The organism is Rugamonas sp. DEMB1 (genome assembly GCF_029834475.1).
In the GTDB taxonomy this organism is placed as follows: domain Bacteria; phylum Pseudomonadota; class Gammaproteobacteria; order Burkholderiales; family Burkholderiaceae_D; genus Rugamonas; species Rugamonas rubra.
Genome location: NZ_CP122407.1, coordinates 3418951 through 3435980, shown reverse-complemented (window position 1 = coordinate 3435980; position 17030 = coordinate 3418951). Strand labels below are relative to the sequence as shown.

General features: G+C 66.7%; 14 protein-coding genes. 12 read left to right on the top strand and 2 right to left on the bottom strand.

Annotation, left to right across the window (positions count from 1 at the left end):
- Positions 1-43 precede the first annotated feature (43 nt).
- Positions 44-1426, bottom strand: coding sequence for an amino acid permease (locus tag QC826_RS15510; RefSeq protein WP_279761432.1), 1383 nt, complete (start codon positions 1424-1426; stop codon positions 44-46).
- A gap of 333 nt (positions 1427-1759) precedes the next feature.
- On the opposite strand from QC826_RS15510, the gene QC826_RS15505 reads away from it, so the two are divergent.
- From QC826_RS15505 to QC826_RS15460, 10 genes are all read left to right on the top strand, one after another.
- Positions 1760-2533 (top strand): ferredoxin--NADP reductase, encoded by a 774-nt coding sequence (locus tag QC826_RS15505; RefSeq protein ID WP_279761430.1) that lies wholly within the window; start codon positions 1760-1762, stop codon positions 2531-2533.
- A 436-nt stretch (positions 2534-2969) separates the two neighbouring features.
- On the top strand, positions 2970-3605 hold the full coding sequence (locus QC826_RS15500) for a DUF4255 domain-containing protein (RefSeq protein WP_279761428.1): 636 nt from the start codon (positions 2970-2972) through the stop codon (positions 3603-3605).
- A 13-nt stretch (positions 3606-3618) separates the two neighbouring features.
- Positions 3619-5037 carry a phage tail sheath family protein gene (locus tag QC826_RS15495; protein WP_279761426.1) on the top strand — a complete coding sequence of 473 codons (1419 nt, stop codon included), beginning with the start codon at positions 3619-3621 and terminating at the stop codon, positions 5035-5037.
- A gap of 38 nt (positions 5038-5075) precedes the next feature.
- On the top strand, positions 5076-5513 hold the full coding sequence (locus tag QC826_RS15490; RefSeq protein ID WP_099418620.1) for a phage tail protein: 438 nt from the start codon (positions 5076-5078) through the stop codon (positions 5511-5513).
- 13 nt (positions 5514-5526) lie between these two features.
- On the top strand, positions 5527-5964 hold the full coding sequence (locus tag QC826_RS15485; RefSeq protein WP_279761421.1) for a phage tail protein: 438 nt from the start codon (positions 5527-5529) through the stop codon (positions 5962-5964).
- 52 nt (positions 5965-6016) lie between these two features.
- Positions 6017-6205: a DUF5908 family protein gene (locus QC826_RS15480; protein ID WP_279761419.1), complete on the top strand. Its 189-nt coding sequence runs from the start codon at positions 6017-6019 to the stop codon at positions 6203-6205.
- Positions 6205-6912, top strand: coding sequence for a CIS tube protein (locus tag QC826_RS15475; protein WP_279761417.1), 708 nt, complete (start codon positions 6205-6207; stop codon positions 6910-6912). Before QC826_RS15480 ends, QC826_RS15475 begins: the two co-directional genes overlap by 1 nt.
- Positions 6909-8675, top strand: a complete 1767-nt coding sequence (gene vgrG / locus QC826_RS15470) for a type VI secretion system tip protein VgrG (protein WP_279761416.1) — start codon at positions 6909-6911, stop codon at positions 8673-8675. The genes QC826_RS15475 and vgrG overlap by 4 nt, the downstream gene beginning before the upstream one ends.
- Positions 8676-8701: 26 nt before the next feature.
- Complete coding sequence (locus tag QC826_RS15465; protein WP_093383335.1) at positions 8702-8971, top strand: PAAR domain-containing protein; 270 nt, start codon at positions 8702-8704, stop codon at positions 8969-8971.
- 24 nt (positions 8972-8995) lie between these two features.
- Complete coding sequence (locus QC826_RS15460) at positions 8996-9409, top strand: GPW/gp25 family protein (RefSeq protein WP_279761411.1); 414 nt, start codon at positions 8996-8998, stop codon at positions 9407-9409.
- On the opposite strand, the gene QC826_RS15455 is transcribed toward QC826_RS15460, so the two are convergent.
- Positions 9381-9827, bottom strand: a complete 447-nt coding sequence (locus tag QC826_RS15455; protein WP_279761409.1) for a hypothetical protein — start codon at positions 9825-9827, stop codon at positions 9381-9383. The two genes, QC826_RS15460 and QC826_RS15455, sit on opposite strands and share 29 nt — an antisense overlap.
- A gap of 28 nt (positions 9828-9855) precedes the next feature.
- Between QC826_RS15455 and QC826_RS15450 the strand changes: the two genes are divergently transcribed.
- Positions 9856-13101 carry a baseplate J/gp47 family protein gene (locus QC826_RS15450; protein ID WP_279761407.1) on the top strand — a complete coding sequence of 1082 codons (3246 nt, stop codon included), beginning with the start codon at positions 9856-9858 and terminating at the stop codon, positions 13099-13101.
- A complete protein-coding gene (locus QC826_RS15445; RefSeq protein WP_279761405.1) occupies positions 13098-17009 on the top strand; it encodes a hypothetical protein in 3912 nt (1303 codons plus the stop codon). The genes QC826_RS15450 and QC826_RS15445 overlap by 4 nt, the downstream gene beginning before the upstream one ends.
- Positions 17010-17030 lie beyond the last annotated feature (21 nt).

The window sequence follows — 17030 nt, the reverse complement described above, 5'->3', positions numbered from 1 at the left end:
CGTAGCCATAAAGCAAAACCCCTCCGTACGGAGGGGCGGTGGTCTAGCGTTGCGAACCGGCCAGCGGCGCGGCCGAGCCGCCTCCCTTGCGCTGGCGCACCCAGTAGCCGACGCCCAGCAGGCCCAGCCAGGCCGGGATCAGGTAGACCGACAGGCGCAGGTCCGGCGTCAGGAACATCACCACCAGGATGCCGGCCAGGAAGGCCAGGCACAGGTAGTTGGTCAGCGGATAGCCCAGGCTGCGGAAGGCCGTGCTCTGGCCGGCGGCGCGCTTGGCGGCGCGGAAGCGCAGGTGGATCCAGCTGATCATCGCCCAGTTGATGATCAGGGCGGACACCACCAGGCCCATCAGCATTTCAAACGCCTTGCCCGGCATGAAATAGTTGACCAGCACGCAGATGCCGGTGGCGGTGGCCGACACCGCCAGCGCCGTCAGCGGCACGCCGCGGCCGTTGACCTTGAGCAGGGAACGCGGCGCGTTGCCCTGCATGGCCAGGCCGTACAGCATGCGCGTGTTGCAATAGACGCAGCTGTTGTAGACCGACAGCGCGGCCGTCAACACCACCACGTTGAGCACGTTGGCGACCATGTTGCTGTTCAATGCGTGGAAGATCAGCACGAAGGGGCTGCCGCCGGTGACCACGTTTTGCCACGGATACAAGGACAGCAGGATGCCCAGCGCGCCGATGTAGAAGATCAAAATGCGGTAGATCGCCTGGTTGGTGGCGCTGGGAATGGTTTTGGACGGGTCGTCCGCCTCGGCGGCGGTGATGCCGACCAGCTCCAGCCCGCCGAAGGAGAACATGATGACGGCCATCGCCATCACCAGGCCGCCGAAGCCGTTGGGGAAGAAGCCGCCGTGCCGCCACAGGTTGGCGACGCTGGCCTGCGGCCCGGCCTCGCCGGACAGCAGCAGGTAGGCGCCGAAACCGATCATGCCGACGATGGCCACCACCTTGATGATGGCGAACCAGAATTCCATCTCGCCGAAGGCCTTGACGTTGCACAGGCTGATGGCGTTGATGACGACGAAGAAGCCCAGCGCCGACGCCCACGAGGGAATCGCCGGCCACCAGTACTGCACGTAGATGCCGACGGCCGACAGCTCGGCCATGCTGACGAGCACGTACAGCACCCAGTAGTTCCAGCCCGACATGAAGCCGGCCAGGTGGCCGCAATACTTGTCGGCGAAGTAGCTGAACGAGCCGGCGACCGGCTCGTCGACCACCATCTCGCCGAGTTGGCGCATGATCAGGAAGGCGATCACGCCGGCCAGCGCGTAGCCCAGCAGCACCGAGGGGCCGGCCATCTTGATCGTCTGCGCGATGCCCAGGAACAGGCCCGTGCCGATCGCCCCGCCCAGCGCAATGAGCTGGATGTGGCGGCTTTTCAAGCCCCGTTTGAGTTCGTTCTTACCATCTACCATCGTGTCCCCTGGATTGTTTGCAGGTTTTTAGGTCAACGCATCGTCTGCGCGCCGCGCTTTGAAAGCAGGTGATTCTAATCCATAGTCAAGAAGTAAAGGGGTGAAACCTTGCTTGGTCGGCATCGTTGTGGGCGTGGGGCGACGAATGCAGTCGGCACGGCGTTCTTGATCGAGCTCAAGAAACTAAATGCCGGCGAGAAATATGTGCAAGTTCCGCCTGCCCTCATCCCCCTAAAACCCTTGCGACCAGCATGGTTTGCCCCGCGCCGGCTATGCTGCGGACGGCAGGTCTGGTATGCTTACGCCTTCTAAAATTCTTATGACGACCACACCGTGAGTAATATGAATGAGGAGCGCGTCTTAAGCGTTCACCACTGGACCGACCGTTTGTTCTCTTTCACCACGACGCGCGATCCGGCGTTGCGGTTCTCCAACGGCCACTTTACGATGATCGGCCTGCGTGTCGACGGCAAGCCGCTGCTGCGCGCCTATTCCATCGTCAGCGCCAACTACGAAGACCATCTGGAATTTCTGAGCATCAAGGTGCCGGAAGGTCCGCTGACCTCGCGCCTGCAGCACATCAAGGTGGGCGACACCGTCATCGTCGGCCGCAAGCCGACCGGCACCCTGGTGGCCGACTACCTGCTGCCGGGCAAGCGCCTGTACCTGCTGTCGACCGGCACCGGCCTGGCGCCGTTCATGAGCATCGTGCGCGACCCGGAAGTGTATGAAAAGTTCGACCAGATCATCCTGGTCCACGGCGTGCGTCAAGTCGACGAGCTGGCCTACCACGACCTGCTGGTCGAGCACTTGCCGAACCACGAGTTCCTCGGCGACATGGTCACCAGCAAGTTGCGCTACTACCCGACCGTCACCCGCGAAGCCTACCGCAACACCGGCCGCATCACCGACCTGATGGCCAGCGGCAAGCTGTTCGAGGACCTCGGTGTGCCACCGCTGGACCCGGCCGTCGACCGCATGATGATCTGCGGCAGCGCCTCGATGCTCAAGGAACTGAAGGAGATGTTCGAAGAGCGCGGCTTCAAGGAAGGCAACACCTCGACCCCGGGCGACTTCGTCATCGAACGCGCCTTCGCCGAGAAGTAATCCGCCTGCGCAACACTCGATACCGCAACACCAGCCCGGCGGCCGCGCGCCGCCGGGTCTATTCTCCCCGTCCCCCTCGCCGCATAGCGGAATAACAATTCCTCTTATGTTGCGGTAATAATCCTTTCCCTATCTATTTATTCTTTTCCGCAACTGGAATTAAACAGAGGAAATTGGATTTTAGAAATTGAATTTCTCCTCAGTTGCAGATGGAAACAGCCGGCAAATGGTTTGCGCAAACAGGCGCGATTTGGCGTGGTTTTTTTCTTGACGTGATAAACATTCCGTTGTAACTTGGACGCATCGACAACGCTTGAGTCCGTCTATTTCAGGGCTCGCCGTGGTCGGCCCGCGTCGGCAATCGGCGGGGGTTTGTTCGCCAATAAAAACTATCCGATATTCCCGATCGAGTTCACTGCTTCCAATAGGAATTGCAATGATATCGCACGCCTTGACCATTATCGTCAACGAGTTGAACCGGCATTTGTTGGCGTACGGCCCGGTCGCCACGCCGATGGTGGAGCTGGGCAACATCGCCGAGGGCTTCAAGGCCAGCGCCAGCGGCAGCGGGGTGTCGCGCGAGGTGTTGAATATGCAGCTCGTCAATATCCGGGAAGAGAAATCGCTGAAAAACCTGCCCAATTTCACCCGCGACGAGATTAATCAACGGGCCCTGTACGAGAATCCGCCGGTGTTTTTGAATTTCCAGATTCTTATTGTCGCCACCCACACCAGTTATACCGGCGCGACCTTGATGTTGTCGCGCGCCATACGCTTCTTCCAATTGAATAATACCTTCACGGAAATCAGTGTCGACCCGGCATCGATCACCGCCAACGCGCCGATCAATCCACTCGACCGCCTGGCCCAATTCAAATTGATATTCGACCTCTATTCGCCGGCGATGGAGGAGGTGAACCACATGTGGGGTACGTTGGGCGGCAAGCAATACCCCTTTGTGCTGTATTTGATGCGCATGTTGGATTTGAAATTCCAGGCGCTGCAAAGCGAAGCAAAACTTATCGTCGAAACCCAGTCCAACGTTCATCCGATAAGCCCAATTCCTTTCTGAAAGAGGTGAAGAAATGGCACAGGTCTACAAGACTCCCGGCGTGTATATCGAGGAAATCCCGAAATTTCCGCCCATCATCTCGGCGGTGGAGACGGCGATCCCGGCCTTTATCGGCTACACCGAAACCTCGGTCGACGTGCCCGTCAACAAGCCATTCCGCATCACCTCGATGGTCGAGTACGAGCAGCACTTCGGCAAGCCGCAGCTGGAGACGGCGATGAAGGTGGCCGGCGTCGAGCTCAAGGACGGCGCCGGCAACGTGACCGGGCAGAAGTTCAGCGCCTCGCTGGCGGCGGCCGACCGCTCCAAGCACATCATGTACTACGCGCTGCAAATGTTCTTCGCCAACGGCGGCGGCCCCTGCTACATCGTCTCGGTGGGCCTGTACAAGACGCCCTCGGCGCTGCTGCTGGCCGACCTGGAGGCCGGCCTGGCCGCGTTGGAGAAGGCCGACGAACCGACCCTGATCGTCTTCCCCGAGGCGCAGGCGCTGAGCATCGCCGACTTCAAGACGATAGAGGAGGCCGCGCTGGCCCAGTGCAACCTGCTCAAGGACCGCTTCGTCATCATGGACGTGCATGGCGACGCCCTGTCGCCGGGCGATCCGGGCGCCAACATCCTGACCATCGTCGCCACCTTCCGCAGCAGCGGCATCGGCATCAACAACCTCAAGTATGGCGCCGCCTACGCGCCCAATCTGGACACCGTGCTCGACTTCGTCGTCGACGAGACCACCACGGCGGTCACCTATTTCATCGCCGGCGTGCCGGGCAGCGCCATGCTCAACACCCTGGCCACCGGCAACAGCCTGATCTACGAGAGCGCCAAGGCGGCCATCCGCGACCTGCCGTGCACCCTGCCGCCCAGTTCGACCATGGCCGGCATCTACGCCGCCGTCGACGCCGACCGCGGCGTCTGGAAGGCGCCGGCCAACGTCAGCGTGGCGGCGGTGGTCAAGCCCAGCATCGAGTTCACCAACCGCGACCAGGAGACCATCAACGACGATTCGGTGGCCGGCAAGTCGGTCAACGCGATCCGCCCCTTCACCGGCAAGGGCACCCTGGTGTGGGGCGCGCGCACCCTGGCCGGCAACGACGCCGAGTGGCGCTACGTCAACGTGCGGCGCCTGTTCATCTTCATCGAGGAGTCGGTCAACAAGGCCTGCGGCGGCTTCGTCTTCGAGCCGAACGACGCCAACACCTGGGTCAAGGTGCAGGCCATGATCGAGAACTTCCTCACCGTGCAGTGGCGCCAGGGCGCGCTGCAGGGCGCCAAGCCGGAGCACGCCTTCTTCGTCGCCGTCGGCCTGGGCAAGACGATGACGGCGCAGGACATCCTCGACGGCCGCATGATCGTCGAGGTCGGCCTGGCGGCGGTGCGGCCGGCCGAGTTCATCATCCTGCGCTTCTCGCACAAACTGGCGCAGTCCTGAGCCGGGGCGTTTTTCCACCTTACGACAAGGAGTAGGTCATGGCACAAGACTATCCCATCCCGCGCTTCCACTTCCAGGTCGACTGGGGCGGCGCCAAGATCAGCTTCACCGAGGTCACCGGCCTAGTGATGGAGCGCGAAAAGATCGAGTACCGCCACAGCGACAGCAAGGACTTCAACAAGATCGCCATGCCGGGCATGGTCAAGAACGCCAACATCACGCTCAAGCGCGGCAAGTTCGAGGCCGACTTCGACTACAACAAGTGGCTCGACGACGTCGCCAACGAGCGCTCCGAGGGCCGCCGCGACGTCACCATCCGCCTGCTCAACGAGAAGCACCTGCCGGTGGCGGCGTGGTCGGCGACGCGCTGCTTCCCGGTCAAGATCAGCGCGCCGGACCTCAAGTCGGACGCCAACGAGACCGCCATCGAGAGCCTGGAGATCGCCCACGAGGGTCTGAAGCTGATGAAGATCTGAGCCGGCGGCCGCGATGAACGACTACTACCCGCCGTGGAGCTTCTACTACAAGGTCGAATTCGGCGTCAGCAAGGACAAGAACGACGCGCGTTTCCAGACCGTCTCCGGGCTGTCCGTCGAATACGACATGGAGGAGTTCAAGGAGGGCGGCGAGAACCGCTTCACCCACAAGCTGCCGGTGCGCACCAAGTACGCCGACCTGGTGCTCAAGCGCGGCATGCTGACCGATTCGGCGGTGATCGCCTGGTTCTTCGACGCCTTCCGCGAGCGCCAGTTCGCGCCGACCGACGTCAACGTGATCCTGATGAACGCCGACGGCGAGCCGCTGCGCAGCTGGAAGATCGCCCAGGCGATCCCGAAGAAGTGGTCGATCAGCGACCTGAACTCGGGCGAGAACACGGTGGTCATCGAGAGTATGGAGCTGTCCTACCGCTACTTCACCATCCAGTAGCGGCGGCGCGGCGCAACGCAGGGGATGGCGCGCGGCGCCGGGGAAGAGCGAGATGCCGATAGAGATCAGGGAGCTGCACATCAAGGTCGCCGTCACCGGCGGCGGCCCCGGCGCGGGCGCCGGCGCGGCCGCCCAGCCGCCCGGCGCGGCCGACGGCGCCGGCGAACAGGCGCAGCAGGCCCTGGTGGCCGAGTGCGTCGAGCAGGTGCTGCGCATCCTGCAAAACAAAATGGAGCGCTGATGGCCACCCTGGGCAAACTCGAGAAGATGCTGATCCTGGCCTTCGACACGGCCAGCGCGGCCGAGAACGGCGGCAAGCTGGACGCCAAGGGCCGCTTCGAGGCCTTGATCAACCCGGAAACCTACACCCTCGAATACAAGGTCAAGACGGCCGAGGGCCAAGGCCAGGGCAGCAGCGGGGCGCAGCAGAAGTTCGCCTACACCATGCCGGAGGAGCTCAGCTTCGAGTTCCTGTTCGACAGCACCGGCATCATCGACGGCAAACCGAGCAAGGACGGCGTGTTCGACCAGGTCGACGCCTTCCGCAAGCTGCTCACCGAGTACCGGCCGGACTCGCACGAGCCCTTCCACCTCAAGCTCATCTGGGGCAACCTGATCTTCAAGGGCCGCGCCATCGAGCTGGGCATCACCTACAAGCTGTTCAACCCGGACGGCCAGCCGATCCGCGCCATGGCGCGCGCCAAGTTCAAGGGCAGCATCGAGGAGCAGAAGCGCATCGCCAAGGAGGACCGCCGCTCGCCCGACCTGACCCACATCCGCACCGTGCGCGGCGGCGACAAGCTGCCGCTGATGTGCTTCGCCGTGTATGGCGACGCGCGCCACTACCTCGACGTGGCGCGTGTCAACGGCCTGGCCGACTTCCGCGCCCTGGTGCCGGGCCAGCAGCTGCTGTTCCCGCCGCTGCGCAAGACCGGGGGCACGCCATGAACGACGGCGCCGCCACGCCGGGCAGCGCCTCGGCCGACGTCTGCACCTTCGCCGTGCTGGTCGAGGGCAAGGACGTGTCGGGCCAGTTCCACGTGCTGGCGCTGGAGGTGGGGCGCGAGTTGAACCGCATCCCGACGGCGCTGATCGAGCTGCGCGACGGCGACGCGGCGCAGTCCACCTTCCAGGCCAGCGAGGCCGAGCAATTCGTCCCCGGCAAACAGATCGAGATCAAGCTGGGCTACCAGGCCAAGAACGACACCGTGTTCAAGGGCGTGATCGTCAAGCACAGCCTGCGCGTGCGCAAGAACTCCAGCCAGTTGTTGATCGACTGCCGCGACGCGGCGGTGAAGATGAGCACCGAGCCGGCCACCCGCCACTTCCAGGCCAAGACCGACAGCGAGATCATCGAACAACTGGTCGGCGCCTCCGGCCTGCAGCACGACGTCGAGTCGACCGGCGCGGCGCTGGAGGAGCTGGTGCAGTACCAGGCCACCGACTGGGACTTCGTGCTGTGCCGGGCCGAGGCCAACGGCATGGTGGTGCTGGTCGACGACGGCAAGCTCAAGGTGATGAAGCCGGCCACCAGCGCGGCGGCGGCGCTCAGCGTGGCCTTCGGCGCCAGCCTGATCGAGCTGGACGCGGAGATCGACGCGCGCTGCCAGAGCAAGGCGGTGCACGCGACCAGCTGGAGCGCGGCCGACCAGAAGCTGCTGGTGGCCGAGGCCAGCGAGGGCCAGGCCGGCTCCAGCGGCAACCTGCAGCCGGCCGACCTGGCCAAGGTGGCGGCCGGCAAAGCCCTGCTGCTGCGCCACGGCGGCCAACTGGGGCAGGGCGAGTTGCAGGCCTGGGCCGACGCCCAGCTGCAGCGCGAACGCCTGGCCAAGGTGCGCGGGCGCGCCCGCTGCCAGGGTCTGGCGGCGCTCAAGCCGGGCGACGTGATGGAGCTAAAAGGTGTCGGCCGGCGCTTCGAGGGCAAGTTGTACGTGTCCGGCGTGCGCCACAGCGTCGTCGGCGGCAATTGGGAGACGGACGTGCAGTTCGGCCTGGCCGCGCAGCAGTTCGCGGCGGCGGCCAATCTGCGGCCGCTGCCGGCGTCCGGCCTGCTGCCGGCCGTGAACGGTTTGCAGATCGGCGTGGTCAGCGCGTTGGAGGGCGACCCGGCGCACGAGGAGCGCATCGCCGTGCGCCTGCCGTTCGCCGACAACTCGACCGACGGCGTGTGGAGCCGCATCGCCTGCCTGGACGCCGGCAAGGAGCGCGGCACCTTCTTCCGCCCCGAGGTGGGCGACGAGGTGGTGGTCGGCTTCCTCGACAGCGACCCGCGCCACCCGGTGGTGCTGGGCATGTGCCACAGCAGCGCCAAGGCGGCGCCCGAGCCGATCGCCGACAAGAACGACAAGAAGGGCTACGTCAGCCGCGCCAAGCTGCGCCTGCTGTTCGACGACGACAAGAAGAGCGCAATGCTGGAGACGCCGGCCGGCAACCGCATCACCCTGTCGGAGGACGCCAAGGGCATCGTGCTGGAGGACCAGAACGGCAACAAGATCACGCTGGACGACAGCGGCATCAAGATCGAGAGCAGCAAGGACTTGACGCTGAAGGCGGCCAAGGACATCAAGCTGGACGGCGTCAACGTCGAGCTGAAGGCGAGCGCCGGCTTCAAGGCGGCCGGCACGTCCAGCGCCGAAGTGTCCGGCGCCAGCACCACGCTGAAGGGCAGCGCGACGGTGGTGGTGCAGGGCGGGATGGTGCAGATTAACTGAGTAAAGAGCGGACAGGGGAGGGCAGCATGCTGCCAGCAGCGCGGGTAAGCGACATGATCGTCAGCACGGCCACCTTCGGCGCGCCGGTGCCCATCATTCCACCGGGGGCGCCGACGGTGCTGATCGGCGGCCTGCCGGCGGCGCGGGTGGGCGACAGCTGCGGCGCCGACGCCATCGTCAAGGGCTCGATGACGGTGCTGATCGGCGGCATGCCGGCGGCCCGCCTGGCCGACCTGACCGGCGGCGGTGGCGCGGTGGTCGGCCCCGGCGCGCCCAACGTGTTGATCGGAGGCTGAGCATGCGCCGCGAATACCTGGGCCGTGGCTGGAGCTTCCCGCCCACCTTCAAAGCGCCAGCGCGGCGGCGTCGACATGCTGGAGGACGAGGCCGACATCGCCTCCAGCCTGGAGATCCTGCTGACCACCGCGCTGGGCGAGCGCACCATGCTGCCGCAGTACGGCTGCAACCTCGACGAGCTGGTGTTCGAGAGCCTGGACACGCGCATGAAGACGCTGATGGCCGACAAGGTGCAGACCGCCATCCTCTACTTCGAGCCGCGCATCGAGATCGAGACGGTGCGGCTGGACGACAGCCGGGAGTTGGAGGGGCTGATCCTGATCGAGGTGGTGTACACCGTCAAGGCCACCAACTCGCGCTTCAACTTCGTCTTCCCGTTCTACAAACTGGAAGGCACCGACATCAACCTCACCACCACGGTGAACCTCTTGCCATAGCGCGGGTGCCCGGATGCCGCAAATCGACTGCACGCACAACATCGATCCGCACAAGCTGGTGCGCGAGGGCCTGAGCCAGGCGCAGCGCCAACTGGCGGCGCTGGCGCCCGAGTTCGCGCCGGTGGACCAGCACGGCCCGGCGCACCGGATGATCTTCGCCCGCGCCTACTCGGCCTATCTGCGCTTCTTCAACGAGAAGAACCTGGACGCCGGCGACTGGCAGCCCTTCTTCAGCAGCGACGTTTCGGTGCAACTGGCGGTGGCGTCGGTGCAGGACGTCGACTTCTACAAGGCCAACATCAAGGCCAACTTCGACTTCCTCGACAAGCTCGACAACGACGCCGACCTGGCCGGCCTGCGCCTGAACCTGGGCCAGCTGTTCGGCAGCGCCGCCACCCTGGCGGCCCAGCTGGACCAACTGGCGCAGGCTGCCGGCCGAGCTGCCCTTGAAGGCGCAGCTGCAAAACCTGGTCCGCCGCCAGTTGGCGCCGGCCCTCAAGTCGCTGCTGTTGTACCACCGCGACGGCCTGCTGGCCGCCTCGCCGCCGCCGGCCGGCCCGTACCTGACCGAGGCGGCGCCGTCGTTCGACATCCTCGGCGCCGCCTACACGCTGCCGCAGGCCTTGCTGACGCCCGGCCGGCCGCTGTCGCTGGACTGGATCGCCGACGACGCGGCCACCACCTGGCCGCAATACCTGGTCAACCTGAACAATCTGTCGCTGTATCCGGACACCGGCGTCTACGGCGGCGGCACCACGCTGTTCGCCCGCGTCAACCACATCGCCACGCACAACCTGTTCACCTCGATCTTCGAGCGCTTCCTCAAGGTCTACGCCCGCACGGTGGGCGCGGCGGCCGAGGCGCTGGAGGCCAGCTTCACCGCACGCGACAGCCACGAACCGCACTACGGCCTGTTCCTCGCCTTCCTGCGCCTGTACGAGCGGGTGCGCGCGGAGTCGAACACGCTGACCGCGCGCCACTTGGACTTCTACTACCGCGAGGTGCTGCGCTTGAGGGAGAAGGGCGCCCGGCCCGCCCACGCGCACCTGCTGGGCGAGCTGGCCAAGGCGGTGCCGGACCATTTGATGGCCGAGGGCACGCTGCTCAAGGCCGGCAAGGACGCCAAGGGCAAGGACGCCTTCTTCGCGCTCAGCCGCGACACGGTGCTCAACCAGGCCAGCGTGGCGGCGATGCAAACGGTGTACCGCCACGACGCCGAGCCGGTCGCCGACGGCGGCCACGACGCCGGCCGCCTGTACGCCTCGCCGGCGGCCAATTCCCTCGACGGCCTGGGCGCGGCGCCGACTCCGGAGCTGCCGTCCTGGCACCCCTTCCACAACAAGATCTTCGCCGACGGCGCGCTGGCGCAGATCCGCATGCCGGCCGCCACGCTCGGCTTCGCCGTCGCCTCGCACTACCTGCTGTTGGCCGAGGGCGAGCGCAGCATCGACCTGCGCCTGACTTTGGCGGGACCGGGGCCGGCCGGCGAGTTGAAGGCCGACGCGCTCTGCCTGCTCAGCACCGCCGCCGGCTGGCTGGAAAAGGCGCCGGAGGCTTGGCACATGGACGGCGGCGTGCTGCATCTGAGCCTGCACCTGGGCGGCGCCGACCCGGCCATCGTCGCCTACCAGGAAAAGGTGCACGGCGCCCGCTTCGGCGTGCAGCTGCCGGTGCTGCAGGTGCTGCTGCGCCAGCGGCCCGACGCCGACTACCCCTACGCCCGCCTGCAGGACGTGGTGCTGCGCCAGTGCCAGCTGACGGTCGAGGTGAGCGGCCTGAAGACGCTCAGCGTGTCGAACGACTTCGGCCCGGTCGACACCTCCAAACCGTTCCAGCCGTTCGGCGCTCTGCCGGCCGTCGGCAGCAAGCTGCTGATCGGCGCGCGCGAGGTGTTCCAGAAAAGGCTGGACTCGGCCACCGTGCAGTTCGACTGGCAAACCAAGGCCGTCGCCTATACGACGAGTCCCGCGCCGACCTTCGACGTCGACTATCTGGTCGCCGGACAATGGCAGCTCGCCTTGATGGCGGGGATTTCGCTCGGTGTCGACTCGCTGCCCCTGACCGCAGGCCTGAACCTGACGGTGCGCGAGGCGCCCGACCTGTCGCCGCCCGAGTTCTACGGCAACGAGTCGCGCCAGGGCTATCTGCGCCTGCGCATGGGGACAGATCTCGGACTAGCCCTCTACCAGGCGGCGCTGCTCGCCTACCTGCGCCTGCCGCCCACGCCCACCCCCGGGCCGGCGCCGGCGCCGCCGGTGGCGCCGGTGATGGCCGCGCTGAGCATGGACTACACGGCCAGCCAGACCATCGCCCTCGACAGCACCGACGCCGCCGCCTTCGAGCAGCGCCAGGCCCGCTTCTTCCACGTCGCGCCGTTCGGCCAGGCCGAGCAGCATCCGCTGTTGAACGGCGCGCACAAGACCTGGCTGCTGCCGCAGTTCGTCTTCCACAGCCTCGACTCGGGCATCGAAAGCGGCGGCGAGTTCTACGTCGGCGTGGCCGGCCTGAAGCCGCCGCAGAACCTGGCGCTGCTGATGGAGGTGGTGGCCGGCACGGCCGATCCGCAGACACCCAAGCCGCCGCAGCACGTACTGTGGAGCTACTTGCGCCGCAACGAGTGGGTCGCCTTCGCCAGCAACGAGGTGGGCGACGGCACGGCCGGGCTGCTCGCCTCCGGCATCGTCACGCTCAGCGTGCCGCGCGACGCCAACGCCGACAACACGCTGCTCGCGCCCGGCATGCACTGGATACGCGTGGCGGTGGCGACCAAGGTGGACGCCGTCTGCCGCCTGCTGATGGTGGCGGCGCAGGCGATGGAGGCGCAATTCACGGACCAAGGCAACGACCCGGCCTTCGCCGCGACGGTGCTGCCGGCCGGCTCGGTCACCAAGCTGGCCGCGCCGGACGCCGCCGTCAAGCAGCTCAGCCAACCCTTCGCCAGCTTCGGCGGACGCGGCGCCGAGGCGTCCGGCGATTTCCACACCCGTGTCAGCGAGCGTTTGCGCCACAAGGACCGCGCCATCGCGCTGTGGGACTATGAGCATTTGGTGTTGGAGGCCTTCCCGCAGATCTACAAGGTCAAGTGCCTGAACCACACGCAGTACGAGCCGGCACCCGGCCCCGGCGGCATCTACCGCGAGCTGGCGCCCGGCCACGTCACCGTCGTCACGGTGCCGAACCAGCAGTTCCAGAACCTGCGCGACCCGCTGCGGCCCTACACCAGCCTGGACCTGTTGCTGCAGGTGGAAGCCTTCCTGCGCCAGCGCAGCGGCTGTTTCGTCCAACTCCATGTGCGCAATCCCAAGTTCGAGGAGGTCCGCCTGGACTTCAAGGTGCGCCTGCGCGACGGCTTCGACGAGACCTTCTACGTCAAGCAGCTGCGCGAGGAGATCACCCGTTTCCTGTCGCCGTGGGCCTTCCCGGGCGGCGCGGCGCCCTCGTTCGGCGGCAAGGTCTACAAATCGGTGCTGATCAACTTCGTCGAAGAGCGGCCCTACGTCGACTACGTCAGCGACTTCAAGCTGTTCCACGACACCGACGCGGGACCGGGCACGGTCGACCTGGCCATGGTCAGCGGTTCGCTGGCTGTCTCCATCCTGGTGTCGGTGCCGGCGGTGCGCCACGCCATCGAGGTGCTGCACCCGCTGGCCTTGGCCGGCGCCGCCGAACACTGCCCTTGTGAGGCATCATGAGCGCCGATCCCACCACCATTCCGGCCCAGCCGGAGCTGACCCCGGCGGCCGACTTCTTCGGCCTGCGCCGCGAGGGCGTCGGCTTCATCGAGCAGATGTCGAGCGCCGTCTGGACCGACTACAACGCCCACGACCCCGGCATCACCATCCTTGAACAGCTGTGCTTCATGCTCACCGAGCTGGCCTACCGCAACGGCTGGGACATCAAGGACATTCTGATGCCGGCCACGCCGCCGGCCGATCCGGCGCAGCCGTATCCCTTGCAGACCTTCTTCACGGCGCGGCAGATCCTCACCGTCAACCCGGTCACGCCGGACGACTTCCGGCGCCTGCTGATCGGCCTGGGGCCGGTGCGCAACGCCTGGGTGTTCTGCAAGCAGTGCGCCTGCGACGTGGTGTACTACGCCTGGTGCGAGCTGGGCCAGCAGGTGTTCAGCTTCGCCAAGCCGGCGCCGGGCGCCAAGCCCGCCAGCCGCGTCGACGTCCAAGGCCTGTACGAGGTGCTGCTGGAACTCGAGGCGGACGCCGAGTCCGGCGACCTGAACGACGCCAAGGTGGAACTGAAGGCCGGCGTCAGCGGGCCGGACGCCAAGCCGCACACGCTGGCGCTGGAGCTGCGCTTCCCCGACTGGGAGCTGGCGCGGCCGGCCGACTGGCTGGCCTTCCTGGCGCCGGGGCCGACGGTGGCGGTCACGCTGCTGTCGCTTGGCGCCACCAAGGTCTACGACGTGATGGGCGACCCCGGCCTGGACCAGGACGGGCGCGACCGCTACCTGCGCCAGCACTGGAACGGCGTTTTCTACCTGGGCTTCGAGGTCGAACTGGCCGGCGCAGTGAAGGTGCGCATCGACAGCGTGGCGCTGCACCTGTTCAGCGACAATCCGACCCGTGGCGTGACCACCGTGCTGGCGCTGCGCGAGCTGCTGCAGGACGCCGGCTCCGGCGGCGCTATCGCGCGCTACCGGGCCAAGGTGCGCAAGGCGGCGCTGGCGCTGGCCGACGCCTGGAGCACGCTGGCGCTGTACCGGAATCTGGACGAGGACTACTGCCGCGTCGCCAGCGTCCACATCGAGGACGTGGCGGTGTGCGCCGACATGGAGGTGGCGGCCGACGCCGACATCGAGCTGGTGCAGGCGCAGGCCTGGTTCCTCATCGAGCGGTACTTCAACCCGCCGGTGCTGCACTACAGCCTGCAGGAGATGCTCGACGCCGGCGTGCCGGTGGAGGACATCTTCAACGGCCCGATGCCCGAGGGCGGCTTCCTCAAGCAGGACGAGTTGGCCGCCGCCGGCCTGAAGACGGTGCTGCGCAGCTCCGACATCATCAACCTGCTGATGGACATCGACGGCGTGGTGGCGGTGGGCAGCCTGCTGCTGTCCAAGTACGACGAGGAGGGCGAGCTGGTCAAGGGCGCCGCCGACCCCACCCTCAACAACGGCATGCTGGTGTTCGACCCCAACAAGGGCAGCGCCGCCTGGCAGTTGTATCTGAGCGCGCTGCACCAGCCGCGCCTGTACTTCAAGCGTTCGCGCTTCCTGTTCACCAAGAACGGATTGCCCTTCCTGCCGCGCGCCGACGAGGCGGCCGACACGCTGCTGCAACTGCAGGGCGAGGCCGAGCGCGGCAAGATCAAGAACGCGCCGCTGGACCTGCCGGTGCCGTCCGGGACCTTCCGCCAGCTCGGCAACTACTATCCGATGCAGTACGGCTTCCCGCAGACCTACGGCATCGGTCCGGCCGGCTTGTCGGCCAGCGCCGCGCCGCTGCGCCAGGCCCAGGCCAAGCAGTTGCAGGCCTACCTGATGGTGTTCGAACAGCTGCTGGCCAACGCCGGCGCGCAGTTGGCGCACACGGCGGACCTGTTCTCGCTCGATCCCGGACAGTCGCGCAGCTACTTCGCGCACAAGCTCAGCAGCGCCGTGATCGAATCCTACGACCAGGTGGTGCAGGGCCTGACGCCGGCCAAGTTGAACATGATGACGGAGACGCCGGTCGAGTTCCGGGAGCGGCGCAACCGCTTCCTCGACCATCTGCTGGCGCGCTTCGGCGAGAGCTTCGCCGAGTACGCGCTGCTGCTGACCGACGCCAACGGCGTGCGGACCGGCCTGGCGCGGCTGATCGACGACAAGATCGGCTTCCTCGACGGCTATCCGCGCATCAGCCGCGACCGCGCCCGCGCCTTCGACTACACGCGCCAGCCCTGCGCGCCGGACAATGTGGCCGGCATCAAGCTGCGTGTCAGCCTGCTGCTGGGCTACCCCGAGCTGAATTTTGTCTGGACCGTGTCGGCGCCGGCCACCGTCAGCGGCTACGCGCTACAGGACCGGCAGGGCCGCAGTTGCTTGGCGGGCAGCTTTGCCGTGCCGTTCACGGCGGCCGACGCGGCAGCCGCGCAGCAGCAGGCCTACGACTTCACGATCTCGCGCCTGTCGCAGCCCGAGGCCTATCATCTGGTCAAACAGGGCGACCAGTTCTTCGTCAAAGTGCGCGACGTGAACGACCAGCCGATGGGCGCCGGGCCGGAAGCCTTCGCCACGCTGGACGGCGCGCGCGGCTTGATGGACGAGCTGCTGTCGTGGAGCAGCAACCGGCGCGCCATCGTGGTCGAGCACTTGCTGCTGCGGCCCAAGTTCCCCGGCGACGGCCTGATCGCCCCCTGCACCGAGGGCAGTTGCACCAGCTGCGACGACGCCGACCCGTACTCCTTCCGCCTGAGCTTCGTCATGCCCGGCTGGACCGCGCCGTTCAACGACAATCTGGCGCTGCGCGGCTTTGCCGACCGCACCATCCAGCAGGAGCTGCCGGCGCACCTGCTGGCCAAGATCTGCTGGGTCGGCAACGACGGCTTCATCCTCAACCTGTGCGAGCCGGTGGTGGCCGAGGTGGCCCTGCTGCTGGAGACCGAGGGCTTGACCGGCGACGGCCAGCGGCCCGGCGGTGTGGCCGCCTGCGCCTGCGCCGAGGCCTTGTACGCCGGTTTCTCGGCCGTGTTCAACACCTGGTACGCCGACAAGACCTTGGATTACTGGCAGCCGGACGCGCTGGACGCGGCGCTGCAGGCGCTGTTCGCGAGCACGCCGGTCCCCGCCGACTTCTCCTGCACCACGGTGCTGGATGCGGCGCTGTTCGCCAAGGTGAAGGCGCTGATGCTGGCGCACTTCCACGCGGTGGTGCTCAATGGCTGGCAGTTCGAGCGCTTCGAGAACGCCTGGTGCGCCTGGTTGGACGCCAACGCGCCCTTCAACTGGACCGAGGAGCGCGTGCAGGACCGGGTGCAGGCGATTCTGGCCGGCGGGCTGGACGTGGTGGCCGACGCGGCGACCAAGGAAGCGCTGTGCCACTGCGCCGCCGCCATCACCGTCGCCTGGGGGCTGGAGTTCGACGCCTGGATGACGACCAACATCGCCGCCGGCAAGCAGCCGGCCGACTTCAGCGTGTTCGCGCCGACGCCGGTGCAGCTGTGCGCCGGCTTGACCTTCAAGGCCGGCACGGCGGCGCTGGTGCAGGCGCTGCTGGGCGACCGTTACGCGGCCTATGTCGAGGTGTCCTACCGGCTGCGCATCCTGCTGGCGCTGCTGGCCAAGCTGCGCAACATCTACCCGGGCGCCACGCTGCACGACTGCGACGACGGCAGCGACCTCAATCCTGTACGCCTCGGCAGCACGGCACTGGGCCAGCAGCCGCGCCGCCCGGTGGCGCCAACGCCCGAGGTGGAAAACGAGGCGGTGCCCGCACCGGCCCCGGCGCCCACGTTGGCTCCTGCTCCAGACCCTGCGCGAACGGCCGCGACGCCGCCCGCGTCGCCGTCAGTTCCAGCGGCGGCGTCTGCGAAGTACGCATCCCCGGCACCGCAAGCGCCGCCGCCGGACAAGAAGCCGCCCAAACGCGGCAAGGCCCCAAATAGCTAGCCCGGCACGACAACCAGTTCG